This window comes from Burkholderia sp. THE68, from assembly GCF_009938265.1.
GTDB lineage: Bacteria > Pseudomonadota > Gammaproteobacteria > Burkholderiales > Burkholderiaceae > Caballeronia.
In genome coordinates this window covers 2062304-2087674 of sequence record NZ_AP022315.1, presented here as the reverse complement: position 1 = coordinate 2087674, position 25371 = coordinate 2062304, and the positions used below count along the sequence as shown (strand labels likewise).

At 64.4% G+C, this 25371-nt stretch carries 26 protein-coding genes; 10 read left to right on the top strand and 16 right to left on the bottom strand.

Features of this window, described 5'->3' with window-relative positions; translation table 11 throughout:
- Positions 1-43: 43 nt before the first annotated feature.
- Positions 44-1198, top strand: coding sequence for a polysaccharide biosynthesis/export family protein (locus BTHE68_RS09905; protein WP_162066176.1), 1155 nt, complete (start codon positions 44-46; stop codon positions 1196-1198).
- A 73-nt stretch (positions 1199-1271) separates the two neighbouring features.
- A complete protein-coding gene (locus BTHE68_RS09900; RefSeq protein ID WP_162066175.1) occupies positions 1272-3512 on the top strand; it encodes a polysaccharide biosynthesis tyrosine autokinase in 2241 nt (746 codons plus the stop codon).
- Between the two features lie 34 nt (positions 3513-3546).
- On the opposite strand, the gene BTHE68_RS09895 is transcribed toward BTHE68_RS09900, so the two are convergent.
- On the bottom strand, positions 3547-3852 hold the full coding sequence (locus tag BTHE68_RS09895; protein WP_162066174.1) for a hypothetical protein: 306 nt from the start codon (positions 3850-3852) through the stop codon (positions 3547-3549).
- A gap of 203 nt (positions 3853-4055) precedes the next feature.
- Here BTHE68_RS09895 and BTHE68_RS09890 point away from each other — a divergent pair, with 203 nt between their 5' ends.
- Positions 4056-4514, top strand: a complete 459-nt coding sequence (locus BTHE68_RS09890) for a hypothetical protein (protein WP_162066173.1) — start codon at positions 4056-4058, stop codon at positions 4512-4514.
- Here BTHE68_RS09890 and BTHE68_RS09885 read toward each other — a convergent pair.
- Positions 4508-5830, bottom strand: coding sequence for a hypothetical protein (locus tag BTHE68_RS09885; RefSeq protein ID WP_232077872.1), 1323 nt, complete (start codon positions 5828-5830; stop codon positions 4508-4510). The two genes, BTHE68_RS09890 and BTHE68_RS09885, sit on opposite strands and share 7 nt — an antisense overlap.
- Before the next feature lie 649 nt (positions 5831-6479).
- On the opposite strand from BTHE68_RS09885, the gene BTHE68_RS09880 reads away from it, so the two are divergent.
- The 3 genes from BTHE68_RS09880 to BTHE68_RS09870 are packed head-to-tail and all read left to right on the top strand — an operon-like array spanning position 6480 to position 8139.
- The gene (locus BTHE68_RS09880; RefSeq protein ID WP_162066172.1) at positions 6480-6947 is read left to right on the top strand and encodes an ImmA/IrrE family metallo-endopeptidase; all 468 of its coding nucleotides are present in this window, start codon (positions 6480-6482) and stop codon (positions 6945-6947) included.
- Complete coding sequence (locus BTHE68_RS09875) at positions 6944-7408, top strand: hypothetical protein (protein ID WP_162066171.1); 465 nt, start codon at positions 6944-6946, stop codon at positions 7406-7408. Before BTHE68_RS09880 ends, BTHE68_RS09875 begins: the two co-directional genes overlap by 4 nt.
- Before the next feature lie 35 nt (positions 7409-7443).
- Positions 7444-8139 carry a dienelactone hydrolase family protein gene (locus BTHE68_RS09870; RefSeq protein ID WP_162066170.1) on the top strand — a complete coding sequence of 232 codons (696 nt, stop codon included), beginning with the start codon at positions 7444-7446 and terminating at the stop codon, positions 8137-8139.
- Between the two features lie 62 nt (positions 8140-8201).
- Here the strand turns inward: BTHE68_RS09870 and BTHE68_RS09865 are convergent, their stop codons facing one another.
- The 5 genes from BTHE68_RS09865 to BTHE68_RS09845 form a co-directional block, all read right to left on the bottom strand.
- Positions 8202-9311 carry an MraY family glycosyltransferase gene (locus BTHE68_RS09865; protein ID WP_162066169.1) on the bottom strand — a complete coding sequence of 370 codons (1110 nt, stop codon included), beginning with the start codon at positions 9309-9311 and terminating at the stop codon, positions 8202-8204.
- Positions 9312-9379: 68 nt separating this feature from the next.
- Positions 9380-10426 (bottom strand): UDP-glucose 4-epimerase GalE, encoded by a 1047-nt coding sequence (galE, locus tag BTHE68_RS09860; RefSeq protein WP_162066851.1) that lies wholly within the window; start codon positions 10424-10426, stop codon positions 9380-9382.
- 24 nt (positions 10427-10450) lie between these two features.
- A complete protein-coding gene (locus BTHE68_RS09855) occupies positions 10451-11590 on the bottom strand; it encodes a glycosyltransferase family 4 protein (RefSeq protein ID WP_162066168.1) in 1140 nt (379 codons plus the stop codon).
- Between the two features lie 28 nt (positions 11591-11618).
- Positions 11619-12425 carry a glycosyltransferase gene (locus tag BTHE68_RS09850; RefSeq protein ID WP_162066167.1) on the bottom strand — a complete coding sequence of 269 codons (807 nt, stop codon included), beginning with the start codon at positions 12423-12425 and terminating at the stop codon, positions 11619-11621.
- Positions 12422-13684, bottom strand: coding sequence for an oligosaccharide flippase family protein (locus BTHE68_RS09845; protein WP_162066166.1), 1263 nt, complete (start codon positions 13682-13684; stop codon positions 12422-12424). Before BTHE68_RS09845 ends, BTHE68_RS09850 begins: the two co-directional genes overlap by 4 nt.
- A 457-nt stretch (positions 13685-14141) precedes the next feature.
- Here BTHE68_RS09845 and BTHE68_RS09840 point away from each other — a divergent pair, with 457 nt between their 5' ends.
- The 4 genes from BTHE68_RS09840 (at position 14142) to waaA (ending at position 18964) form a co-directional block, all read left to right on the top strand.
- Positions 14142-15542 carry a phosphomannomutase/phosphoglucomutase gene (locus tag BTHE68_RS09840; RefSeq protein ID WP_162066165.1) on the top strand — a complete coding sequence of 467 codons (1401 nt, stop codon included), beginning with the start codon at positions 14142-14144 and terminating at the stop codon, positions 15540-15542.
- Between the two features lie 191 nt (positions 15543-15733).
- A complete protein-coding gene (gene waaC, locus BTHE68_RS09835; RefSeq protein ID WP_353622648.1) occupies positions 15734-16675 on the top strand; it encodes a lipopolysaccharide heptosyltransferase I in 942 nt (313 codons plus the stop codon).
- Positions 16676-16727: 52 nt separating this feature from the next.
- Positions 16728-17612, top strand: a complete 885-nt coding sequence (gene kdoO, locus BTHE68_RS09830; protein WP_162066163.1) for a Kdo hydroxylase KdoO — start codon at positions 16728-16730, stop codon at positions 17610-17612.
- A gap of 32 nt (positions 17613-17644) precedes the next feature.
- On the top strand, positions 17645-18964 hold the full coding sequence (gene waaA / locus BTHE68_RS09825) for a lipid IV(A) 3-deoxy-D-manno-octulosonic acid transferase (protein ID WP_162066162.1): 1320 nt from the start codon (positions 17645-17647) through the stop codon (positions 18962-18964).
- A gap of 9 nt (positions 18965-18973) precedes the next feature.
- Here the strand turns inward: waaA and ureG are convergent, their stop codons facing one another.
- The 9 genes from ureG to BTHE68_RS09780 all read right to left on the bottom strand — a co-directional run bounded on the left by ureG (position 18974) and on the right by BTHE68_RS09780 (position 25358).
- Positions 18974-19624: an urease accessory protein UreG gene (gene ureG, locus BTHE68_RS09820; protein WP_162066161.1), complete on the bottom strand. Its 651-nt coding sequence runs from the start codon at positions 19622-19624 to the stop codon at positions 18974-18976.
- An 11-nt stretch (positions 19625-19635) separates the two neighbouring features.
- Positions 19636-20316 (bottom strand): urease accessory protein UreF, encoded by a 681-nt coding sequence (locus tag BTHE68_RS09815; RefSeq protein WP_162066160.1) that lies wholly within the window; start codon positions 20314-20316, stop codon positions 19636-19638.
- Positions 20303-20911, bottom strand: coding sequence for an urease accessory protein UreE (gene ureE / locus BTHE68_RS09810; protein ID WP_162066159.1), 609 nt, complete (start codon positions 20909-20911; stop codon positions 20303-20305). Before ureE ends, BTHE68_RS09815 begins: the two co-directional genes overlap by 14 nt.
- Before the next feature lie 6 nt (positions 20912-20917).
- Complete coding sequence (ureC, locus tag BTHE68_RS09805; protein WP_162066158.1) at positions 20918-22624, bottom strand: urease subunit alpha; 1707 nt, start codon at positions 22622-22624, stop codon at positions 20918-20920.
- A 15-nt stretch (positions 22625-22639) separates the two neighbouring features.
- Positions 22640-22945 carry an urease subunit beta gene (locus BTHE68_RS09800; RefSeq protein WP_061176620.1) on the bottom strand — a complete coding sequence of 102 codons (306 nt, stop codon included), beginning with the start codon at positions 22943-22945 and terminating at the stop codon, positions 22640-22642.
- Between the two features lie 4 nt (positions 22946-22949).
- Positions 22950-23252: an urease subunit gamma gene (locus BTHE68_RS09795; protein WP_008342482.1), complete on the bottom strand. Its 303-nt coding sequence runs from the start codon at positions 23250-23252 to the stop codon at positions 22950-22952.
- A gap of 75 nt (positions 23253-23327) precedes the next feature.
- A complete protein-coding gene (locus BTHE68_RS09790; protein ID WP_162066157.1) occupies positions 23328-24047 on the bottom strand; it encodes an amino acid ABC transporter ATP-binding protein in 720 nt (239 codons plus the stop codon).
- A complete protein-coding gene (locus tag BTHE68_RS09785; protein ID WP_162066156.1) occupies positions 24034-24684 on the bottom strand; it encodes an amino acid ABC transporter permease in 651 nt (216 codons plus the stop codon). Before BTHE68_RS09785 ends, BTHE68_RS09790 begins: the two co-directional genes overlap by 14 nt.
- Entirely contained in the window at positions 24681-25358 is a 678-nt protein-coding gene (locus tag BTHE68_RS09780) for an amino acid ABC transporter permease (RefSeq protein ID WP_162066155.1), read from the bottom strand. The genes BTHE68_RS09785 and BTHE68_RS09780 overlap by 4 nt, the downstream gene beginning before the upstream one ends.
- Positions 25359-25371 lie beyond the last annotated feature (13 nt).

Here is a 25371-nt window from a genome sequence, read left to right as displayed (position 1 = left end):
GACGACCATCATGCATAACCAACAACAACCAGGCACCACCTCCATGGCCGCCAATACCAACGTGTCGCGTATCTTCCGCCTCACGAGCCTGGCTGCGGCAGCTTCCATCTCCGTGATCCTGACCGGCTGCGGGCTCGCACCGGGCATGCACATGGAAAAGCCGGCCGCGCTCGTCGAGACGTCGAACGACCAGGGCGATCCGGCGAGCACGACCAACATTCCGATCACGCAGATCGATGCCGCGCTCGTGAAGAAGATGCGCACCGTGCAGCCTTCCACCGCGCCCGATCCGAACGCGTCGCTCTACGGCAAGCCGGGACCGTACAAGCTTGGCATCGGCGACGTGCTGCAGATCACGGTCTGGGATCACCCCGAGCTCGTCGCGGCGCTGGGCCAGCCGCTGGCTCAGGCGCGCACCGCCGATGCCGCGCCTGGCTTCGTCGTCGATGCGGACGGCAACATCCAGTTTCCGTACGTGAACAAGCCGCTGCACGTCGTCGGCAAGACCGAGACGCAGGTGCAGCGCGAGCTGTATGCGGAGCTGTCGAAGGTCTTCGTGAAGCCGCAGGTGACGGTGCGCGTCAATTCGTTCCGTGCGGCGCAGGTGTATATCGACGGCGACGTACGCACGCCGGGCGCGCAGCAGATCAACGACATTCCGATGACGCTCACCGAGGCGGTCGGCCGCGCGGGCGGCTTCGCGCCGACGGCGGACCAGAGCCGCGTCACGCTGATCCGCGATGGCGTCACGTACAAGATCAACATGGCCGGCATGACCGCGAAGGGCCGCAGTCCTTCGGACATCATGCTGAAGCCGGGCGATGCGCTGCGCGTCGATTCGCGCGACGAAAACGGCGTCTACGTGATGGGTGAAGTGACCCGCCCGGCGACGGTCATTCCGATGCGCAGCGGCAGGCTCTCGCTCTCGGACGCGGTGTCGCAGGCGGGCAGCTTCAATGCTGAAACGTCGGATCCGCGCGAGGTGTACGTGATCCGCAACGGCGCGACGGACCAGCCCGAGGTGTATCACCTCGACGCGCGTTCGCCGGTGTCGATGCTGCTCGCGAACAACTTCGAGCTGCAGCCGCATGACGTCGTCTACGTGGACAACAACGGCCTGGTGCGCTTCTCGCGCGTCCTGAACCTGCTCCTGCCGGCGATCAACGCCGGTCTGACGGCGGCCGTGCTGACGAAGTAAGCGTCTGACCGGCGCGCGCGGGGGCGCGCCGGAAAATCATTGTTCGACTTAAAAAAAGCAAGCGAGCGAGATCATGGCGATGAACTTTGATTCACGATACGCGGACGTATCGACGGGCGACGAGTTGCGGCTGTCCGACTATCTGGCAGCGGTGATGCGCAACTGGAAGCTCGTCACGGTCGTGATGCTTGCCGTGATCGCGCTCGGCACTGCCTACGCCTACACTGCGACGCCGGTCTACAAGGCGGACGCGCTGATCCAGGTGGACGACGGCAGCAAGAACACCAGCACAAACCTCAATCTCAACGCCAACGCGAACACGGCTCCGGCGCTTCCGCAGATGTCCGATGCGAAGTCCGCGACCGCCGCGCAGATCGAGCTGCTGCGCTCGCGTATGGTCATCGACGACACGGTGCGGCAACTGCATCTCGACATCGGTGCGGCTCCCCGCGGCTTTCCCGTCGTGGGCGGGTTGATCGGCAACGCGCTCGCGAAGTTCGACATTCCGGTTCCGCCGGGCTATCTGTCGCGCTTCGCGTGGGGCGGCGAGCAGATCGCGGTGCCGCTGTTCGAAACGCCGAAGGATCTCTACGAGAAAAAATTCACGCTCGTCGCGGGCGTTCACGGCGCTTACGTGGTGAACGATCCCGAAGGCGTCGCGATTCTTTCGGGCCGCGTCGGCGAGCAGGTGTCGGGCATGACGCCGCACGGTCCGGTGACGCTCAAGGTCGACAGGCTCGTCGGTCATCCCGGCGTGCAGTTCGAGTTGCAGCGCTTCTCGACGCTCACGACCATCGACCGTCTTCAGCAACGACTCGCCGTGGCGGAGACGGCAGCGCAATCCGGCATCATCGGCGTATCGCTGGAAGGTAGTAATGCGAAGGAAATCGCCCAGATCGTCAACAGTATCGTGAACCGCTACGTGCAGCAGGATGCCGCGAAACGTTCGGCCGAATCGGAGCACACGCTCGCGTTCCTCGATCAGCAATTGCCGCTCGTGAAAAAGCAGCTCGACGAGTCCGAGCAGCGCTACAACGCGTTCCGCAACAAACAGGGCACGGTCGATCTCACCGAGGAAAGCCGACTCTTGCTGCAGCAGGTCGTCGATAACCGGACCAAGCTCACGGACCTGCAGCAACAGCGCGCGGAACTGTCGCTGCGCTTCACGGCGAATCATCCGTCGGTGCAGGCGCTCGACGCGCAGATCGCCGCGCTCACCGCCGCGCAGACGCGCCTCGGCAAGAACGTGTCGACGCTGCCCGATACCGAGCAGATCGCGCTGCGCTATATGCGCGACGTGCGCGTGAACACCGAGCTGTACACGAACCTGCTTGCCAGCGCGCAGCAACTGCGCATCGCGAAGGCGGGACAGGTCGGCAACGTGCGTATCGTCGATCTCGCGCAGGCCGCCGACGATCCCGTGCGCCCGAGGCGCATGCTCGTGATCCTGATCTCGGCGGCCATCGGCCTCGTGCTCGGCGTTATCGTCGCGTTTATCCGCAAGGCGCTCTATGGCGGCGTCGAGCGTCCGGAAGACATCGAACGGCAACTGGGCACGCGTGTTTTCGCGATCGTGCCGCGCAGCACGCAGCAGCTTCGCCTGCAACGCCAGGTCGGCATGCGGCGCGAAGGTCTGCACGTGCTCGCCGCGCAGGCGCCGGAGGATGCGGCGGTCGAAGGCATCCGCAGCCTGCGCACGTCGCTGCAACTGCAACTCGGCGATGCGCGCAACAACGTCGTGATGATGACGGGCTCGCGGCCGGAAGCGGGCAAGTCGTTCCTCTCGGCGAACCTCGCGACGCTGGTCGCTTCGACGCGCAAGCGCGTGCTGCTGATCGACGGCGACATGCGCCGGGGCGATATCCACTCGCACTTCGGCGTGCGCCATTCACCCGGCCTCTCGGACGTTTTGATGGGCGCCGACGTAAGGAGCACGATCCTGCACGACGTGCTGCCGGGCGTCGACCTCATCACCAAGGGCTCGCTGCCGTCGCATCCCTCGGAGCTGCTGGCGAGCGACCGGCTGGGTGAAATCCTCGCCGAGCTGAAGCAGTACTACGACCTGGTCGTCATCGATACGCCGCCGGTGCTCGCCGTGACGGACGCGACCGTGATCGGCAGACACGCGGGCACGAGCCTGCTGGTCGTGCGGCACGGCAAGAATCAGGTGCAGGAGATCGGCGAGACGATGAAGCGTCTGCATAACGGCGGCGTGCAGATGAAAGGCGTGCTGCTCACCGATGTGCCGCAGTCGAAGGTGCTGATGGGCAGTACCTACGCCGGATATTACGGCTACGAAAGTATCGCGGAATGAAAGCCCTGGCATCCGGGCGTCAAGGCCCGGATGCTCAATACGGCGACTTGTAGATGTCGCGCGCGCGTGCCGGGTTGTTCGCCGCAGGAGCCTTCAGGCCCGGCGGCGCCGGATAGAGCGTCGCGGCCGCGCTCTTGGGCGTCATCATCGATTTGGCGTCCGCCTTGGGCGCACTCGGGCGCAGCCGCGCGCCTCCCGCAGGATTTCCCACATAACCGTTCTGTTGCGCGAGCAGCCTGTCCGTCGGCGATGCGTCGGCGACATCGCCTGCGTGCGCGGCCGTGGGCGCGAGAGCGGTCATCGCCAGCGACAACAGGGCCGTGCGTAGCGCGTGCTTCATGATCTCCTCCGGGTGTTGTTGTTCGATGCGTCGGCGCGCATGCATGAAAACAGGATATTGCGCGCCGCCGCCGATCGACGCCAAAAGCCATGCGCAAGCGGCCATTTCACGCGGGCGGGCGCGCGCCGCGGTGGCGCTTTCGGCGCGGCGAAAGCGGGCGTCGTTATAATCGCAGTCCGACCTGGTTTTTTGGCTGTCCGCCCGTGAAAAAGCTCATCGCTCTCGCCGTCGCCTCGATCGTCCTCACCGCCTGCTCGTCCGCCGAGAAAGAACAGCAGAAGGAACGCACGTTCCTGCTCTCGCAGCAGTCGCTCGATACGGCGCAACGCAATGCGACCATCGCATGCCGCGACGCCGCGCAGTGCGATGCGGCGTGGAAGCTCGCGAAGACCTACGTCGAGCAGAATTCGAAGGAACGCCTGACGCGCGCCGACGATGCCGCCATCGAAACGGACGTGCCTTCGGGTTCCGGCAAGCCGGTGTTTTCGGCGACGCGCATCGCCAGCGGCAACGGCGCGACCATCTCGCTCTTCGCGCAATGCAAGGGCATGTTTGGCGATGAACGCGCGCGAGGCTCCGACTTCGACGACTGCGCGACGAAGATCATCGCCGTGCAGAACGGTTTCGCTCCGTACCTCAGGGCGCATATGCCCGCTCAGTGACGCAGGGGCACTATCGATTGCGTGGGCAGCGACGCGTCTTGCGGCATGTCATAAAAGGCCGTTGTGTGCTGCGTGGGTCTTCCGGCTGCTTCGGCGGCGCGCAGGCGCATCGCGTGCGAGATGCGCGCATACGACGCGACGACCAGCCCAAGCGCGACGCCGAACACGAGTCCCGAGAAACGGTCGCCCAGCGGATTGCCGCCGATCGATGTCGCCGGCAGCGCCGCGAGCACGAAGAGCGCACGTCCGAGCACCGGCAGGCCGGGCGCGTCGGGCGCGCGATGCCGCCACGCGCGGTACGCCATCGAGCCGCGCCAGAGCGCCCACAGGAGCGCGATCGGCAGCGCGAGACCGAACAACAGGCCGCCCGCGAAGAACTGATAGACCCAGAAGTCGTGGCCGGCCGTCCATTTCCGGAGCGCGTAGTCGTGGCCGTAGCCCATGCCCACGGTCATCGAAAGCGCCGATGATGTCGTCTGCTCGTACTGGTCCTTCATCTCCGCAAGACGCGTGATGGTGGCCGGATCGCGGACGATTCGCGCGTCCTGCGCGAACGGCACGCGCTGCACCCAATGCTCGGCGACGGCCGGGAACAGCGCCGACGATGCAGCAGCCGTCGCGCCGAGCAGCGTCAGGATCATGACCGCGCGCAGGCCCCGGGTGAAGAACGGCCTGATCGACGGCGCGGCGAGCCACGTCGCATAAGCGAGCAGCAGCACGGTGCCGACGAGCACGCTGCGCGTCATGCTGACGAGCTCGATGACGATCGTCGCGAGAAACAGCAGCACGGCGAATGTCGTGATGCGTTTCGCGAAGACGAATTCATGCAGCAGCAGCCCTTGCAGGTAGAGGAACGTGACCGGGACGCTTATCGCGCCGACGTTCTCGATCCCGCCGCCCGCCGCGATGCCGACACCGTAGCCGAACACGAGCGACGCGATGATCGACCAGACCATCGCGCGTTCCATCTGCTCGAGACGCTGCGGCTCCCACGGACGGCCGCCCACGAAAAACCCGAGCAGCATCAGCAGGAACGGCAGGATCACGCGCAGATAGTTGCCCGGGTCGTTGCCTTGCAGCCATTGCGTGGCGACGCTGCCGATGAGCGTCAGCAAAAGGAGCGCGGTGACGAGCGTGCGCAGGCGCGAGCGTCGTGCGAAGCGTGGCGCGATCAGCAGGATCGCGCAGGCCGCGGCCATCGAAGCCACGGTGAGCAGTATCTCGACGACTTTGCTGTAAGGCCCCGCGCCACGGAAGTCGAACGCGAGCGGAAGCAGACAAAGCCAGATCCAGACGACGGCGAACTTGTTGCGCATGACGTCCCCGGAAATCCCCGTATTTTTGCGATCGAATATATCAGCGGCCCTCCGCGCGCGCCGTGACGGCGGCGTCTCGCGACTAGGCTTCGGCGCGAAACGACGGATGCACATGTGTGCCGCAGCACGTTTCTTGCGGCGCAGGTGCGTGGGTCGGAGGTGTGTCCGTAAAATACGGGATTCTGGCGGACCGTCGCGGATTTCCCGACCGAAGATTGAATCGCCGGAAGCGGCTTGTTCCGGCGTGAGACCACTCAATAAGCGCGATGTGCGTGCGCGTGCCGGTACGAGGTCACCCGCGCCTGGCGGGTTAGCAGGCCCACGAGGACGCGCGGCTTTGGCCGGGCGAGCCATACGAGAACGAGCGACCCTCGCAGAAGGGAACGGCACGGGCCTGTTCGGCACGACATGCATGCAAGGACCCGATCGATCGATCGAATTCGATTTCATCCGGGGACTCGCGATCATCGCCGCGTCGGCCTGCGTGCGTGCCGGCTTGCTTCGGCGCGCGCCACTTTTCCTCAGCATTAGCCATTCGGAATAGGGGCATGGAGACGCCTGAAGGCCGATGATATGCTTCATCGCGATAACGCACAGGATAACGAAACGTCTGTTGCGAGCAATGAATTGCTGATGGAGAACAATCATCATGCCGACAATGGCTGCGCGGTACATGCTTTCAGAGTACTGGGATGGGTTTCTACCGGTCGATCCGGCCGTCATCGCGCGTGCCGCGCAAGTGACGGTCGAGCACGATCCCGATCTGGGTGACGCTTTCGGGCGCTTCGAATTCGTGGATGGACGGCCGCATATCTACACGAACCCGAATGAGCCGGAGATGCGTCAGCGCTTTACCATCGCTCATGAATTGGGGCACTTCATGCTGGATCATGGCGACTGGTTCGTCGATACGGCTGATGAGTTCGCAACGGTGCAACTCGATGCGATCGAGAGGCAAGCCAACATATTTGCCCTCGAGTTGTTGATCCCCGGTTTTGCCGTCGAAATACTTATCGAGAAAAGGAATATCGGCAGCTTCGAGACGTTGAGAGAAATGTTCGGAGTCACCGAAATTGCTCTGGAACACAAGCTCAAGAGACTAGGTTGGGCGCCATGAATACTGACCCACCAAAGGAGAAGAGCCCGCGCGCTGAATTGTCCGCTCGTAAAGCCAGATTGTCCGATGATGAATGGTCGGTCAAGCGGTTGTCTCTGGTCGAAGAATATATTGCCGACCGACGGCAGTTTCGCAAATTCCGGAACTATGCTTTCTTCGGAATGGTTGGCCTGATCGTGACGTTGGTGGCCATGTTCGCGCTGTGGGTTCGCTCGTTCGGCTTGCGCGTGTTCAGCGAGTCGCTTCGGGCCGATCAGCCTCAGGCGATCCTGTTGCTCATGCCGCTCGTCGTCATCGCTTCGCTTGTCGCGGTGGCGTTGCTGCCCCTCGTTCGCCTCGTCTTCCGGGAGACTGGCGACAAGGAAGACAACAAAGACAGTCTCACAATCTGGCAGACTCTGGTAAAGGAACTGGCCGACCTGCTCAAGCAGTACGTTGGCCGATCCAGACCCACCACATGACTTCAGGCAATCTCACTCTCACCCAGGAGACCCCCATGTCCGACATGCTCAGCATCTCCACCCCCGACGGCAATTTCGACGCCTACGTCGCGTACCCCGCGCAAACGCCCGCGCCTGCCGTGGTCGTGATCCAGGAAATCTTCGGCATCAACGCCGACATGCGCGAAACCTGTGACGAATACGCGCGTCAAGGCTACGTCGCGCTATGTCCCGACCTGTTCTGGCGGCTCGAGCCGAACGTCGAGCTCACCGACCGCACCGAAGCCGAATGGCAGCAGGCGCTGAAGTACTACAACGCGTTCGACGTGAACACGGGCGTGGAGGACATCGCGGCGACCATCGGCTTCGCGCGCGGGCTATCGCAGGTGGAGGGCAAGATTGGTTCGGTTGGGTTCTGTCTCGGCGGCCTGTTGTCGTTCCTGAGCGCCGCGCGCACCGATGTGGACGTCTCGGTCTCCTACTACGGCGGCGGCACCGATCAATACCTCGCCGAATTGCCGAAGATCAAGGTTCCGCTCATGCTGCATCTCGCCGAAGAAGACGAGTTCATTCCCGCCGACGCGCGCAATCGCGTGCTCGCGGCGGCGAAAGGGCATGCGAACGTCGAGGCGTTCACCTATCCGGGCTGCCATCACGCGTTCGCGCGCAACCAGGGCGCGCATTACGATGCGGCCGCCGCGAAGCTCGCCAACGGCCGCACTGCCGACTTCTTCAGCAAGCATCTGAAGTAAGCAAGGCCGCAAACGAAAACGCCGCCCGGAGCGGGGCGGCGTTCATCGCGCGACAAGACAGCTCATTTCTTCGCGGTGTGCGGCCGGCGGAACACCAGCCAGCGCGGCGCCTTGAAGCGCACGATGCTCATGTAGAGCCACACATACGTCGCCGCGAACACGACGACAAAGCAGAACAGATGCACCGTGTGCCGCCAAAAGAGCGTCGCGGGAATCACCGCGACCAGGCACAGCAGCCACAGATACGGCGACGTGAGCGAATTGCGCCGCGTGAGTTCGTGCGCGTTCTTCGCGCCCACGGCCCAGCGCATCAGACGCTTGTAGACGAGCATGTGCAGATGCACGCCGTCCGGAATGCCCGGCGAGATGCCGCGAATGAACTTCTTCCGGTAGATCGAGAAGCACGTCTCGAAGATCGGGTACATGAAGAGCAAGACCGGATACCACGCGGAAACATCGCGGTTGCGCATCACGAGCATGATCGAGAGTTCGCCCAGCATGAAGCCGACGAAGTACGCGCCGCCATCGCCGAGAAAGATCAGGCCGGCGGGGAAGTTCCAGATGAAGAAGCCCATCACCGCGCCCATCATGATGAGCGAGCCGGACAGCACGACCGGATCGTGCACCTGGAACGCCACGTAGGCGAGCGAGGCGAACATCATGAAGCTGACCATCGACGCGAGGCCGTTGAAGCCATCGATGATATTCACCGCGTTCGCGAGCGCCGCGACGGCGAGCACCGTCACCGCGCACGAAATGATCGCGTAGGACAGCAGGAAATCGAGCGGCGGCACGCTGATGCGCGTGACCGCGATATTCAGGAACGCGTAGGCGAGGCCCGCCGCGGCCATCGTGCAGATGAGGCGGGCAAGCGGTGAGACGCGCTTGGTCAGGTCTTCGATGAGCCCGGAGAGAAACGCCGGCAGCCCGCATGCGACGATGCCGAGAATCCCGCCCGACACCGCCGGATAGCCCCATCGCAATTGCACGGCCGATGCCGTCAGCCCGCACAGGATGCCGACGCCGCCGATGCGCGGCACCGGCCGCGCGTGAAACTTCTGCACGCCGGCGAGATCGGTGTCGCCGAGCACGCCCTCCTGAAGGTGTGCGAAGCGCACGATCAACAAGGTCACGAGCAGCGAGATCAGAAAAGCAAGCGCGAAACTAAGCATGAAATAGAACCGGTTGGGGAAAGCAGGCCCGCATCGTCGAAAACGCCGGTGCGGGCCGCAGCGAGACTTTACGCGAACCCTTGCGGATTCTGCGACTGCCAGCGCCAGTGGTCCGCGCACATGCGTTCGATGCCGTGCTCCGCGCGCCAGCCGATCAGCTTCGCGGCGGCGGCCGGATCGGCGTAACAGGCGGCGATGTCGCCCGGACGGCGCGGCACGAGTTCGTACGGCACCTGTTTGCCCGACGCCGCTTCGAACGCCTTCACGACATCGAGCACGCTATAGCCCTGGCCCGTGCCGAGATTCACGACGAAGCTGCGGTCGAGCGTCTTCAGCGCGTCGATCGCCGCGATATGCCCGCGCGCCAGATCCACAACGTGGATGTAATCGCGCACGCCGGTGCCGTCGTGCGTATCGTAGTCGCTGCCGAACACGCGCAGGCGTTCCAGCTTGCCGACCGCCACCTGCGCGACATACGGCATCAGGTTGTTCGGAATGCCCGCCGGATCCTCGCCGATCAGGCCGCTCTCATGCGCGCCCACCGGATTGAAATAGCGCAGCGTCGCGATGCGCCACGACGGATCGGAGATTTCGAGGTCGCGCAGAATCTGCTCGGCGATGAGTTTCGACTGGCCATAAGGATTGGTCGCCGAGAGCGGAAACGATTCGTCGATCGGCACGCTTTGCGGCACGCCGTAGACCGTCGCGGACGAACTGAACACGAAGTTGCGCACGTTGCGCGCCTTCATCACGTTGAGCACGGCGAGCAGGCTGCCGATATTGTTGCTGTAGTACTCGACCGGCTTCGCGACCGATTCGCCCACGGCCTTCAGCGCGGCGAAGTGAATCGCGCCAGTGATCTCGTGCGCATCGAAGATGCGACCGAGCGCGGCTTCGTCGCGCGCATCGGCATCGTAGAACGCGACGCTTTTTCCCGCGATGCGCTCGACGCGCTTCAGCGCTTCAGCGCGGCTGTTGACGAGATTGTCGATGACGACGACGCCATAACCCGCGCCGAGCAGTTCCACGCACGTATGCGAACCGATGAAGCCCGCGCCGCCCGTGACGAGAATCGTGCCTTTCGCACCCGTGTTCGGCGACTGATTGCCATTCATCATGCGTTCTCCAGAAAACTCGAATCAGAGTGAAATGCCGGTAATGGCATGTATTGTGCCCTTGTAGCGTTCGACGACGTTTTTTTCGTCGAATTCGCTGGTGACTTTTGCGCGTCCGCGCTGCGCCATCGCTTCACGTTCGTCGTGGGAGAGCGTCAGCATGCGTTCGAGCGCCTGCGTCAGGCTGTCGGCGTTCTTCACCTCGCAGAGCAGGCCGTTCACGCCGTGCTCGACGACCTCGCGGCAGCCGGGCACATCGGTGGCGACGATCGGCCGGCCCATAGCCGACGCTTCCATCAGCGTGCGCGGCACGCCTTCACGATACGACGGCAGCACGACGCAATCGGCCGCGGCCACGAGCGGGCGCACGTCGTTCGCTTCGCCCAGATATTCGACGATATTCTCCGCTTCCCACTTCTGCACGTCCGTGCGGCTGATCGCGCTCGGATTGTCGACGCCGACCGGCCCGAGCAACTGGAAACGCGCGTGCGGAAATTTCGCGCGAATGCGGCGCGCGGCTTCGACATATTCCGCGACGCCTTTATCCCACAACAGCCGGCCGATCAGGATGAACACGAAATCCTCGCGCGCGGGCAGCGGCTGAAACGCGAATTCATCGAGATCGACGCCTTCGCCATGCAGACGCCGCGCGCGATCCGGATGCGCGAGCAGATTCTCGTGCAGGAACGCGTCGTGATCGTCGCGATTCAGAAACCACACTTCGCGCGGAAAGCGGAACGCGAAACGGTACAGCCGCTTGGCGACCTGCGCCGTGCGGCTCTTCTGAATGAAGACGTAGCCGAGACCGGTCGTGACCGCGATCGACGGCACGCGCGCGAGCATCGCGGCCAGCGACCCGTAGATGTTCGGTTTGATCGTGTAGTGAAACACGATATGCGGACGCGTCGCGCGATATTCGCGATACAGCGCGGCGAGCGTCTTCAGATCCTGACGCGGGTCCGTTCCCTTCGACGCCACCGGCAGTTCGACGCAGCGGCAGCCCATCTCCGTGAGCGGCTCGAAGGTGCGGTCGCGCGGCGCGATGATCGTCACTTGCGCGCCGCGCGCGGCCAGCATGCGCAGCACGCCGCGCCGGTAGGTGTAGATCGCCCACGCCGTGTTGCACACGAGGGCGATGCGAAGACTCGACTTTTCTTTCGTCATCCGGAAGAGCGCTCAAACATTGGAAATGTCACGCGGAAGAAGTGCTTTTCAGAAACCGCGCCTTCAGGCCGCGCAGCGCGCGATACGGCAACACCAGATGCGCGATGCTCTTCGTCACGCCGAGCCAGTCGAGCGGATTCGACACGCGCAGGTAGCGCAGTTGCAGCCGCAGCGTCGAGATCACCTGCGCGCGCCGCTTCGTCGCGCTGATGCCGCTTTCGTTCAGTTCGTAGAAGAGGCCGAACTCCGGCAGATTCGCGCCGTCATGCCGCTGGAGCAGCCGCAGGATCAGATCGAGATCCTCGGCGGCGCGGTACTGCGCGCGATAGTTTCCTGCCTCGATCACGGCGTCGACACGCAGCATCAGCGACGGATGCGTGAAGCACGTGCGCGCGAGCATCATGCGGCGGATCGCGGCGGGCTCGGTCGGCGGCGTGAGGTCGAAGAGCGGCGCGCCGCTGGTCGACACGACGTGCGTCCACATGCCCAGCACGGCCACTCGCGGATGCGCGTCCAGATACGCGCGCTGTTTCGCGAGACGGCCTGGCGTGGCGAGATCGCCTGCGTCGATGCGCGCCGCATAGTTTACGCCGCGCGCCGCGAGCGCTGCGACGCCCGCTTCGAGCGCGCGCTCGATGCCGCCGTTTTGCGGCATCCGCAGAATTGCGATCCGCATGCCGTCGATGACTGGAGCTGCGATCGGTGGCGTGCTGCCATCGTCGACGATCAGGACATCGACCGTCGATGTTTCGCTGAACGACGCGAGCGTGCGTTCGACCTCGGCCTGGCCGTTGAATGCGGGCATCAGGACGGTCACATCGGAGAGATCGTTCATGCGCGCAGCCGGAAGCGAATGTAGTAGAAGTTCACCGACGCCGCCGCGACATAACCCGCCGCGAGACCGAGCAGCGCGCCGTAACCTTCGAAGCGGCGAATCGCGAACCAGTTCACCGCGAACGCGACCGCGAGCGCGAGCAGCCATTTCGACAACAGCACGTACTTCGCCTGATATTTCAGCACGACGAGATTGCCGATCGCCTCGATGCCCGCCGGCACGGAAAGCCACACGGCCCAGCGGAAGATATCGGCGGCGCCGGCATAGTTCGGCCCGAACACGCGCGCGATGATGAAGCCCGCGAGCGCGTCGAGGACGGCGGCGCCCGCGATCATCAGCGCGGCGGTCATCGCGAACAGGCGCACGAGGTTGCGTCTGAGGCGCGCGGTTTCCTGCACGCGATAGATGAACGCCGGCGCGATGGTCTGCGAGAGCATCAGCGCGAGCGCGATCCAGTTCTCGTTCAACTGCTGCGCGGCGGAGTACAGCCCGAGTTCGGCGAACGATACGCGATGCGCGAGCATCAGCCGGTCGAGCTTCAGGAACAGATACATGCAGATGAGCCCGAGCCAGAACACCGTGCCTGCGCTCGCGAAATGCCGGAACAGCGCGCGATCGACACGCCAGCCGAGCTTGCCGCCGTGACGGCGCATGTAGTACACGACGAGCGCGGCGCTGATCGCCACGGCTTCGAGCGCCCAGAGCCAGCCGAAGCCCGGCGCCGCGGCCGCTGCGCGCACCAGCGCGAACACGAGCGCCGCCTTGACGATGGCGGCGGCCATGCTCGCGATGAGTTGCGGCTTGCTATACGTGAGACTTTGCAGCCACGAATTCACGACGCCGATGAACGGCTCGCGAAACAGCAGCGTGACGGCGAGACCGGTGAGCATCAGCCCGACCATCGGATCGGTGCCGCCCGCCGCGATCCACGTCCAGGTGAGCGCGAGCGCGACGACCGAGACGCCCATGCGCAGCACGAACGCGCTGCCGAGCACCGCGCCGGTTTCGGCGGGCGGGCGGTTGACGATCGTCGGCACGAGAATCTCCGCGCCGCACACCCAGGTGATCGGCGCGATCACGAGCAAAAGCGTGTTCGCGTATTGCCATTTGCCGAAGTCATCGGGGCCGAGATAGCGCGCGAGCAGGCCCGAAATGACGATGGCGACGGCGATCTGCGTGAGCCGCTCGAACCCGAGCCACACGACATTGGCGAGCGCGCGGGCGACGTCCGGATTGCCGGAGCGCGTCAGCGCCTTCATTCGGTCAGTCCCGCCGCGCAAATGGGCACGCGGCGTGCTACCGAAACCTGATGACTTGAAAAATGGGCGTCATCCGTCAACTTTTGTGTGTTTGCGCGCGGACGCGCCTCATTCGAAGGCATCGAGGCGAAAGAGCGTTTGAGCATTGGATTAGAATGAACGCGCAGGCTTGAACTGGGTTTGTTCCGGCGCGCGGCAATCCCGAGAGCGCCGAAAGACAGCGATTATAAGTGCGATCACGCAGCACACTCGCCGCCCGCCGCTCCGGTTCTGCATCCAATGCATCCAAATGTATCTTTCGTGTTGATTTATCAGACGCATAGGCAGAATTCGATACGTCATCTGGCAGTCGTTCGCGCGTTCCCGCTGCAGCGGTGCGTCAACCGTCACGACCTGCACGCCCTCATGGCTGCATCGCCGAGAATCCATCAATTAATAGAGAAGAGGTAGCCATCTCATGAGCCAAGTATCCCAATCCATCTTCAAGGCCTACGACATTCGCGGTATCGTCGGCAAGACGGTCGACAAGGACGTTGCGAAGAGCATCGGCCAGGCCTTCGGCAGCGAGATCAAAAAGCAGGGCGGCGACTCGGTCGTGGTCGCGCGCGACGGGCGTCTGTCGGGTCCCGAGCTCGTCGGCGCGCTCGCCGAGGGCTTGCGCGCGGCGGGTGTCGATGTCGTCGATGTCGGCATGGTGCCCACGCCGGTCGGCTACTTCGCGGCGAGCGTGCCGCTGCCGTTGCCTTCTGGCGAGCGGCGCGTGGATTCGTGCATGGTCGTGACGGGCAGCCACAATCCGCCCGACTACAACGGCTTCAAGATGGTGCTGCGCGGCGCGGCGATCTACGGCGAACAGATTCAGGGCTTGTACAAGCGCATCGTCGACAGCGACTTCACGACGGGCGAGGGCTCGTACACCGAGTTCGACGTATCGCAGATGTATCTCGACCGCATCGTGTCGGACGTGAAGCCGGTGCGCCCGATGAAGATCGTCGTCGACACGGGCAACGGCGTCGCGGGCGGGCTTGCGCCGAAGCTGTTCAAGGCGCTCGGCTGCGAGCTGGTCGAACTGTTCACGGAAATAGACGGCACCTTCCCGAACCATCACCCGGACCCGGCGCATCCTGAAAATCTGCAGGACGTGATCAAGGCGCTCAAGGAAACGGATGCCGAAGTCGGCTTCGCATTCGATGGCGACGGTGATCGTCTCGGCGTCGTGACCAAGGACGGGCAGGTCATCTATCCGGATCGCCAGTTGATGCTGTTCGCGCAGGAAGTGCTGTCGCGAAACAAGGGCGGCCAGATCATTTATGACGTGAAGTGCACGCGCAATCTGGCGAAGTGGGTGCGCGAGCAGGGCGGCGAGCCTGTGATGTGGAAGACCGGCCATTCGCTCGTGAAGGCGAAGCTGCGCGAGACGGGCGCGCCGCTCGCGGGCGAGATGAGCGGCCACGTGTTCTTCAAGGATCGCTGGTATGGCTTCGACGATGGCCTGTACACCGGCGCGCGCATGCTGGAAATCCTCTCGCGCGTGGCGGACCCGAGCAAGCTGCTCAACGATCTGCCGAATTCGCTGTCGACGCCCGAGTTGCAGTTGAAGCTGGAAGAGGGCGAAAACTTCGCGCTGATCGCGAAGCTGCAACAGAACGCGAAGTTCACCGGCGCGGACGATGTGCTGACGATCGACGGTTTGCGCGTGGAATACCCCGATGGGTTCGGGCTGGCGCGCTCGTCGAATACGACGCCGGTCGTCGTGATGCGCTTCGAGGCGGATAGCGACGCGGCGCTCAAGCGCATTCAGGAAGATTTTCGCCGGGTGATCATGGCGGAGAAGCCGGACGCGAAGTTGCCGTTCTGAACGGCTTGCGCAGTGGATGATAAAGCGGCACGGTTTTGCGACCGTGCCGTTTTTTGCTTATGTGACGCGTGCGCCGCGCTAAAATCCCCGTTTTCCCGCTCACTTCCGCCGCGCAGTCCGCGCCTCCCCATCTCAGCGTGCAAAAGATCCTGATCGTCCGCGTGTCGTCGCTCGGCGACGTCGTCCACAACATGCCGGCCATCGCCGACATCCGCCGCCGCTATCCCGATGCGCAGATCGACTGGCTCGTCGAGGAAAGCTTCGCGAGTCTCGTCGAACTGGTTCACGGCGTGCGCCGCGCGATTCCGTTTTCGCTCAGGCGCTGGCGACGCGCGTTCACATCGCCCGCGAACTGGCGGGAGATCGGCAAGTTCAAACGCGAACTCGCCGCCGAGAAATACGATCTCGTGATCGACTGCCAGGGGCTCATCAAGACCGCGTGGGTCGCGAGCTGGGCGCGCGGGCCGCTCGTCGGCCTCGGCAACCGGACGGACGGCGCGGGTTACGAATGGCCCGTGCGCTTCTTCTACGACCGGCGCGTGCCGATCGAGCCGCGCACGCATGTGGTCGAGCGCACGCGGCAACTGGTGGCGGCGGCGCTCGATCTGCCGAAGCCGCAGATGACCGACGACATCGACTTCGGCCTCGACACACGACGCGCGACGCTCGCCGTCTCCGAGCTCGGGCTGAACCTGCCGGTGCCGTATGTCGTGTTCGTGCACGCCACCTCGCGCGCCGACAAGCAATGGCCCGAAGCCGCGTGGATCGAACTCGGACAGGCGCTCGTGACGCGCGGTGCATCGATCGTGCTGCCGTGGGGCAGCGACGCCGAACGCGAAACGAGCGAAAAACTCGCGAAGGAGTTCGGCGCAGCCGCGATCGTGCCGCCGAAGATGTCGCTGCCCGCGGTCGTCGGACTGATCGACGGGGCTGCTGCGACCGTCGGCGTCGATACGGGCTTGGTGCATATTGCCGCGGCGCTGAAGCGTCCGACCGTCGAGTTGTACAATTTCTCGACCGCATGGCGCACCGGCGGCTACTGGTCGCCGCAGGTGGTCAATCTCGGCGACGCGAGCCGGCATCCGACGCTCTCCGAAGTCAAGACCGCGCTCGCGGGCTTCGGCCTGCTGTAGCGTGTCCATCGTGCGCGGCGCCGTGCGCGGACAACTCAAGGTCGTAGACACAATGACGGAATCTCAAATCATCGAAGTCGCGTCGGGCGATTGGCAGGGCAAGAATTTGTCCGTGCCGCGCGAGACGCTCCTTGCCGGCGTCGAAAACGGCAAGGTGCTGTATTTCCCCAATCTGCGGTTTCCGATCGAAGGCGGCGAAGTCGCGCTGCTCGATCCGCAGATCGCGGACCCGAAGCGCAAGAACATCAGCCTCGCGCCCAACGGCGGCGCGCTTGCCGGCGTGCTCGGCGACAACGTGATGCAATCGGCGGTGCGCTCGCTCATCAAGCGTTATCAGGATCATGCGCGCTCGCTCGTCGACGGGCTCTTTCCCGAGTACGACGGCACGCTGCGGGCCGCGCCCACGAGTCTTCGGCTGCATCAGGTCGAAACGCGCGAGACTTCCTGGCGCAAGGACGACAGCCGCCTGCACGTCGATGCCTTCCCGTCGCGGCCGAACTACGGCGAGCGCATCCTGCGCGTGTTCACGAACATCAACCCGAAAGGCGCGCCGCGCGTCTGGCGCGTGGGCGAACCGTTCGAGGACATGGCGCAGCGCTTCCTTCCCGGCATCAAGGCGCAGATGCCCGGCTCCGCGTGGCTCATGAATCTGCTGCATGTCACGAAATCGCCGCGCAGCGAGTACGACCATCTGATGCTGCATCTGCATGACGCAATGAAGGCCGATCTCGACTATCAGAAGACTTCGCCGCAGGAGACGATGCCGTTTCCGCCCGGCTCGGTGTGGGTCTGCTTCTCCGATCACACTTCGCACGCGGTGATGTCCGGCCAGTTCATGATGGAGCAGACCTTCTTTTTGCCCGTCAAGGCGATGGCGCGTCCCGAGTGCGCGCCGCTCGGCATTCTCGAGCGCCTGAAGGGCCGGGCGCTCGTTTGAGCGGCGCGGCTTCTCCAGGCGCATCGGCGACGATGCTCAGACGTGTCTACCGGGCGCTCTGGTGGATCGTCGCGCCGCTCGCGGTGCTGCGGCTCTATATGCGCTCGCGCAAGGAGCGCGGTTACCGCGAGCATATCGGCGAGCGCTTTGGGCGGGTTGCCCCGCGCCGCGCCGACGATCTCGCGCCGCTCATCTGGGTGCACGCGGTATCGGTCGGCGAGACGCGCGCGGCGCAACCGCTCATCGACGCCTTGCTGAAGGCGCATCCCGAGGCGCGCGTGCTGCTCACGCACATGACGCCGAGCGGCCGCGCGACGGGCGTCGAACTGTTCGGCGATCGCGTGCTGCGCAGCTATCTCCCCTACGATCTGCCGGTGCTCGTGCGGCGCTTTCTGCGCGCGTGGCGGCCGTCGCTCGGCATCGTGATGGAGACGGAGGTCTGGCCGACGCTCATCGACGAATGCAAGCGCGCCGACGTGCCGCTCGTGCTGACGAATGCACGCATGTCCGAGCGTTCGTACCGGCGCGCGGCGAAGTTCGGGCGCGCCGTGCGCGAAGTGTTCGGCGGCTTTTCGCGCGTGCTCGCGCAGACGCCGTCCGACGCCGAACGACTCACCGCGCTCGGCGCGCGCAACGTGGCGGTGCTCGGCAATCTCAAATTCGACATGACCGCTCCGCCCGAACTCGTCGCGCGCGGTCAGGCGTGGCGCGCGGCGATCGGCGATCGGCCGGTGTGGGTGGCGGCCAGCACGCGCGAGGGTGAAGAGACGCTGGTGCTGCGCGCGTTCGCGGCGCTGAACGTGCCGAATGCGCTGCTGATTCTGGTGCCGCGTCATCCGCAGCGTTTCGATGAAGTGTCCGCGCTGATTTCGAGCCTGGGGCTGACGAGCGCGCGGCGCTCGCTGTGGGCGCCGAAGCCCGTCGCGGCGGGATCGGGCGCGGATGTGCCGGAACCGTTGCCGGCGAGCGTGCAGGTGCTGCTCGGCGATTCGATGGGCGAGCTCGGCGCGTATTACGCGGCGGCGGATCTCGCGTTCATCGGCGGAAGTCTGTTGCCGCTCGGCGGGCAGAATCTGATCGAGGCGTGCGCGGCGGGCGTGCCGGTGCTGATCGGGCCGCACACGTTCAATTTCACGCAGGCGACCAACGACGCGATCGCGGCGGGCGCCGCGCTGCGCGTGCAGGACCCGCAGGATCTCGCGCGCGGCCTGCGCGAGATTTTCGGCGACCGCGCCCGGCGGCTGGCGATGAGCGCGGCGGCGTCGGCATTCGCGGCGCGGCACCGCGGCGCGACGGAGCGTACGGTGAGTGTGCTGGGGGCGTTGCTGGAAGAGGGGGAGGCGGGGAAATAAGCGCGTCCGTCACGCGACGAGCAACCCCTTCTTCTCAATAAACCCAACCACCGCCTCCAGCCCTTCGAGCGCCTTCAGATTGCACATCACGAACGGCCTTTCCCCGCGCATCTTCTTCGCATCGCTTGCCATCACATCGAGATTCGCGCCGACATAAGGCGCGAGATCCGTCTTGTTGATCACGAGCAGATCCGACTTCGTGATCCCCGGCCCGCCCTTGCGCGGAATCTTCTCGCCGCCCGCGACATCGATCACGTAAATCGTCAGGTCGGACAACTCGGGGCTGAAGGTCGCCGCGAGGTTATCGCCGCCCGATTCGATGAACACGATATCCGCATCCGGAAACTTCGACACCATGCGATCCACGGCTTCGAGATTGATCGACGCATCCTCGCGGATCGCCGTATGCGGGCAGCCGCCCGTTTCGACGCCCATGATGCGCTCGGCCGGCAGCGCACCCGCGACGGTCAGCAGGCGCTGATCTTCCTTCGTATAGATATCGTTGGTGATGGCGACGAGATCGTATTTCTCGCGCATCGCCTTGCAGAGCATCTCGAGCAGCGTGGTCTTGCCGGAACCGACCGGCCCGCCCACGCCCACGCGCAGCGGCGGCAGTTTCTTGGTTCGGCGAGCGGCGGAAGAATAAGCGGGAGCGTTCATGGAATATCGTCTCAAGAGCGGAAAAGCCGCGAGTATTGCGATTCATGCCGCGCCGACAAAATGCCGAGTTGCGGCGCGAAAGTATTGATCTGTTCGGGCGATGTATCGAGCGCGCGGCGCACGGCGGCTTCGATCGGCTCACGCAACGCGACGATGATGCGCTGCCCCGCGAGCTGGCCGAGCGGCACGGCCTTGAGCGCGGCGGCCGCCTGATTCTCGACCCAGCTGAACGCATACGCTGCGAGCGCGGCTTCGGGTGCCGCGTCGTGCGCGAACGCGGCGAATGCGAAGGCGGTCGGTTGCGCGATCGGCTTGATCGCGGCGAGCGTCGCGCGGCGTGCCGCGTCGCCCCATTCGAGCGATGCACACAGTTGCGCGAGCGACCAGCCCATTTGCTCGGTTTCGCGTCTGAGTTCCGCCGATTCGCGGCTCGCGATGTATTCATCGTTCGCGTGGAGCAAAGCGGCTGCATCGTGCGAACGCCAGTGCCCGATCTGATGCGCGAGCAACGGCAATTCGCCGCGCGCGAGCACGTTGTTCAAGCCGCTCGCGATCCAGTCGCGCGCACTGTCGCCGTCGTGGATCAGACCGTGCTCGATCGCCGCTTCGAGGCCTTGCGAATAGCTGAACGCGCCGATCGGCAACGCCGGCGACGCGAGATGCAGCAGCGCCGTCAGCTCAGCGATGTGCATGGCCGTGATGATGATTATGATCGTGGTCGTGACTATGGTCATGCCTGCACGACGAATGATCGTGGTCGTGCGAATGATCATGCCCGTGATGCTCGTCGAAGACCTTCTGCGCGAGCGCGTAGTCCTCGCTGAAGGTCTCGTCGTGGCCGTGCTTGTGGCCGCCGCCATACGCGCCCGTCTCGGGCTGGAACGGCTGCGACTCATGCGCGACGAGCACGGAGAGGCGCTTCAGCATGTCTTCGAGCACGGGATCGGCTTCGAGCTTCAGATAGTCCGCGCCGACTTCCACCGGCGTATGCCGGTTGCCGAGATGATACGCAGCGCGTGTCAGAAGCCGCACGCTCGGCGCGCGCACGACGAGCACGTCCTCCGCCGCCGCGACCACGCGTACGAAGCCGCCGTCATCCGCGACGAGCATGTCGCCGTCAGCGAGCACGGTGCCGCGCGGCATCACGAGGGCCACTTCCTCGCCGTTGTCGAGCGTGGCGGCGAGACGGCTCTTGCCGCGCGCATCGAACGGCAGGGTCAGGGTGGGCGCGCGCTTCACGAGCACGGGCGCGAGCTTGGCGGTCAGACGTTTGTCGATGGTACGCATGGGCACTCAGAACAGAAAATAGCGCTGCGCCATCGGCAGAACGGTGGCGGGATCGCAGGTGAGCAATTGTCCATCGGCGATCACCTGGTAGGTCTGCGGATCGACGCTGATGGACGGCTGCCATGCATTGTGAATCATGTCGGCCTTCGTCACATTGCGGCAGTTCTTCACCGCGACGATCTGCTTTTTCAATCCATAACGATCCGCGATGCGCGATTCCGCCGCCAGCTGCGACACGAACGTCAGCGACGTCTTGCCGAGCGCGCCGCCGCGCGTGGCGAACATCTCGCGGTAATGCACCGGCTGCGGCGTCGGAATCGAGGCGTTCGGGTCGCCCATCTGCGCGGCCGCGATCATGCCGCCCTTGACGATCATCGCGGGCTTCACGCCGAAGAACGCCGGCTCCCAGAACACGATATCGGCCCACTTGCCCGGCTCGATCGAACCGACTTCATGCGCGATGCCATGCGTGATCGCCGGATTGATCGTGTACTTCGCGACATAACGCTTCGCGCGAAAGTTGTCGTTGCGCGAGTTGTCCTCGGCCAGCGCGCCGCGTTGCACCTTCATCTTGTGCGCCGTCTGCCACGTGCGGATGATGACTTCGCCGACGCGGCCCATCGCCTGCGAATCGGAGGACAGCATCGACAAGGCGCCGAGATCGTGCAGGATTTCTTCCGCCGCGATCGTCTCGCGGCGAATGCGCGACTCCGCAAACGCGATGTCTTCCGCAATCGACGGATCGAGGTGATGGCACACCATCAGCATGTCGAGATGCTCGTCGAGCGTATTGATGGTGTAGGGACGCGTCGGATTGGTGGAAGAGGGCAGCACGTTCGATTCGCCCGCCACCTTGATGATGTCCGGCGCATGACCGCCGCCCGCGCCTTCGGTGTGATACGTGTGGATCGTGCGGCCCTTGAATGCGGCGATGGTCGTCTCGACGAAGCCCGCTTCGTTGAGCGTGTCGGTGTGGATGGCGACTTGCGTGTCGGTGTCGTCGGCGACGGAGAGGCAATTGTCGATCGCGGCGGGCGTCGTGCCCCAGTCCTCGTGCAGCTTAAGCCCGATCGCGCCCGCCTTCACCTGCTCGATCAAAGGCTCCGGCAAGCTCGCGTTGCCCTTGCCGAGAAAGCCGAGATTGACCGGCCAGCCATCGGCGGCCTGCAGCATGCGTTCCATGTGCCACGGTCCCGGCGTGCAGGTCGTCGCGTTGGTGCCTGTCGCGGGGCCGGTGCCGCCGCCGAGCATCGTCGTGACGCCGCTCGCGAGCGCTTCGTCGATCTGCTGCGGGCTGATGAAGTGGATGTGCGTGTCGACGCCGCCCGCCGTGACGATCATGCCTTCGCCCGCGATCACTTCCGTCGCCGCGCCGATCGCGATGTTCACGTTCGGCTGAATGTCCGGATTGCCCGCCTTGCCGATCGCGAAGATGCGGCCGCCCTTGATGCCGATATCGGCCTTCACGATGCCCCAGTGATCGAGGATCAGCGCGTTGGTCACGACGGTATCGACCACATCGGCGGCGGCGCGCTGCGACTGGCCCATGCCGTCGCGAATCACCTTGCCGCCGCCGAACTTCACTTCTTCGCCGTAGGTGGTGAAATCGCGCTCGACTTCGATGATGAGGTCCGTGTCGGCGAGGCGCACGCGGTCGCCGGTGGTCGGGCCGAACATTTCCGCATAAGCGCGGCGGCCGATGCGTAGCGTCATGTTTTCATTTCCTGGTCAGAGTGGGCCCATCACGAGGCCATTGAAGCCATAGACGCGCCGGTCGCCCGCGAGCGCGACGAGTTCGACCGTGCGTTCCTGTCCCGGCTCGAAGCGCACGGCAGTGCCCGCCGCGATGTTCAGGCGAAAGCCGCGCGCCGTCTCGCGCTCGAACTTGAGCGCCGCGTTGACTTCGTAGAAATGGAAGTGCGAGCCGACCTGCACGGGCCGGTCGCCATGATTCGCGACGACGACCGTCACGGTCTCGCGTCCCGCGTTGAGTTCGTGCTCGCCATCGTCGATGAAATATTCGCCGGGGATCATGTTCTTAAGGGATCGGATGATGAACCGTCACGAGCTTCGTGCCATCGGGGAAGGTCGCTTCGATCTGGATGTCGGGGATCATCTCGGGCACGCCTTCCATCACATCGTCGCGCGTGAGGAGCGTGGTGCCGTAGTGCATGACTTCGGCGACGGTCTTGCCGTCGCGCGCCGCTTCCATCAATGCCGCCGATATGAACGCGACGGCTTCCGGATGATTGAGCTTGAGGCCGCGCGCACGGCGGCGTTCGGCGAGCAATGCCGCTGTGAAGATCAGCAGCTTGTCCTTTTCTCTGGGCGTGAGTTTCATGAGCTTCTTTTACGGAGAAAGGCGTTTCGGGCCTTGCAATGCTAGCATCGGATGGGCTTTCGGCGAGCTTGCATTTCACTGGATGAAGCGCTGCAGTTCGACGGTCGATGGCCGCTCGAAAATCGCTTCCGGCGCGCCCGATTCCCACACGCGTCCCTGATGCATGAACACGACCTTGTCGCTCACGCGGCGCGCGAAGCGCATTTCGTGCGTGACCATGATGAGCGTCATGCCATCGCGCGCGAGGTCTTCGACGACCGCGAGCACTTCGCCGACGAGTTCGGGATCGAGCGCCGACGTGATCTCGTCGCAGAGCAATACGGTCGGCTTCATCGCCAGTGCGCGCGCGATCGCCACGCGTTGCTGCTGTCCGCCGGAAAGCTGATCGGGATACGCGTCGAACTTGTCGCCGAGACCGACGCGCTCCAGCACCGTATGCGCGGTCGCGCGCGCCTTCGCCTTGTGGATCTTCCTGACGACGGTCTGCGCGAGCATCACGTTCTCGCCGGCGGTGAGATGCGGAAATAGGTTGTACTGCTGAAACACCATGCCGACCTTGAGGCGCAGCGCGCGCAAGTCCGCATGACGCGCATCGACATGTTCGCCGTCGATTTCGATCGAGCCTTCGTCGATGCTTTCCAGTCCGTTCAACGTGCGCAGCAACGTGCTCTTGCCCGAGCCGCTGCGTCCGATGATCGACACGACCTGGCCGCGCTCGACCGAAAAATCGATTCCCTTCAGCACCTGATTCGCGCCGAACTGCTTTTGAAGATTGCGTGTTTCAACGAGCGGCATTCCATTTCCTTTCGAGCGTGCGTGCATAACGCGTCAATGGATAGCAAAGCAGGAAGTAGATGACGGCGACGAGGCCATACACGAGGAACGGCCGGAACGTTGCATTCGAAATCATCGTGCCGGCCTTCGTGAGTTCGGTGAAGCCGATGATCGATACGAGCGCCGTGTCCTTCACCGCCTGCACCGCGAAGCCGACCGTCGGACCGACCGCGATGCGCGTCGCCTGCGGCAGGATCACGTGCCGTAACTGCTCGAAGTAACTCATCGCCAGCGACGACGACGCTTCCCACTGTCCCTTCGGCACCGCTTCGACCGCGCCGCGCCAGATCTCCGCGAGATAGGCGCTGGTGAAGAGCGTGAGACCGACCGTCGCGGCGAGCCAGGGCGATACATCGATGCCGAGCAGGGGCAAACCGAAGAACACGAGGAACAGTTGCATCAGCAAAGGCGTGCCCTGAAAGATCTGGATATAGCCTTTGACGAGCGTGCGCAGCACATGCGATTTCGACACGCGCATCACGAGCAGCGCAAAGCCGACGACGCCGCCCAGCACGAACGACACGATCGACAATACGACGGTCCAGCGCGCCGCGAGCAACAGGTTCTCGAAGATCTGCGCGAGGGTGAATTCGATCATCGCGCACCGCTCCGGTTGTTCATCAGGAAGCGCTTGCCCACGGCGTTCAACGCGGTGCGCAGTACGAGCGCCATCGCGAGATACGCGGCCGTGATGAAGAAGAACGTCTCGAACGCGCGGAAGTTGCGTGACTGGATATAGCTCGCGGCATAGGTGAGGTCCGGCACCGAGATCTGCGATACGACCGCCGAACCGAGCATCGTGATGACGATCTGGCTGGTGAGCGCGGGAAACACCTTCGCGAGCGCCTGCGGCAGCACGACATGGCGAAACGTCTCGCCGCGCGACATCGCAAGCGAGGCCGCCGCTTCGTGATGTCCCTTCGGTACCGCGCCGATGCCCGCGCGGATGATCTCGACCGAATACGCGCCGAGATTCAGCGTCATCGCGAGAATGGCCGCGACGTATTCGCTCAGGTGAATGCCGAGCGCGGGCAGGCCGAAGAACACGAAGAACAGTTGCACGATGAACGGCGTGTTGCGGACCGCCTCGACATAGCCGCCGACGATCGCGCTCGCCCATGCATGCCGGCTGCCGCGCGCCGCTGCGCCGAGCACGCCGACCGTTACGCCGAGCGTCGTCGCGACGGCGGTCAGTGCAAGCGTCGTCGCTGCGCCGCTCGCGAACATGCCGGCGTATTGTGCGAGATCCGCGAAGTGGAGTTCATAGGCCATACGATGCCGTGCT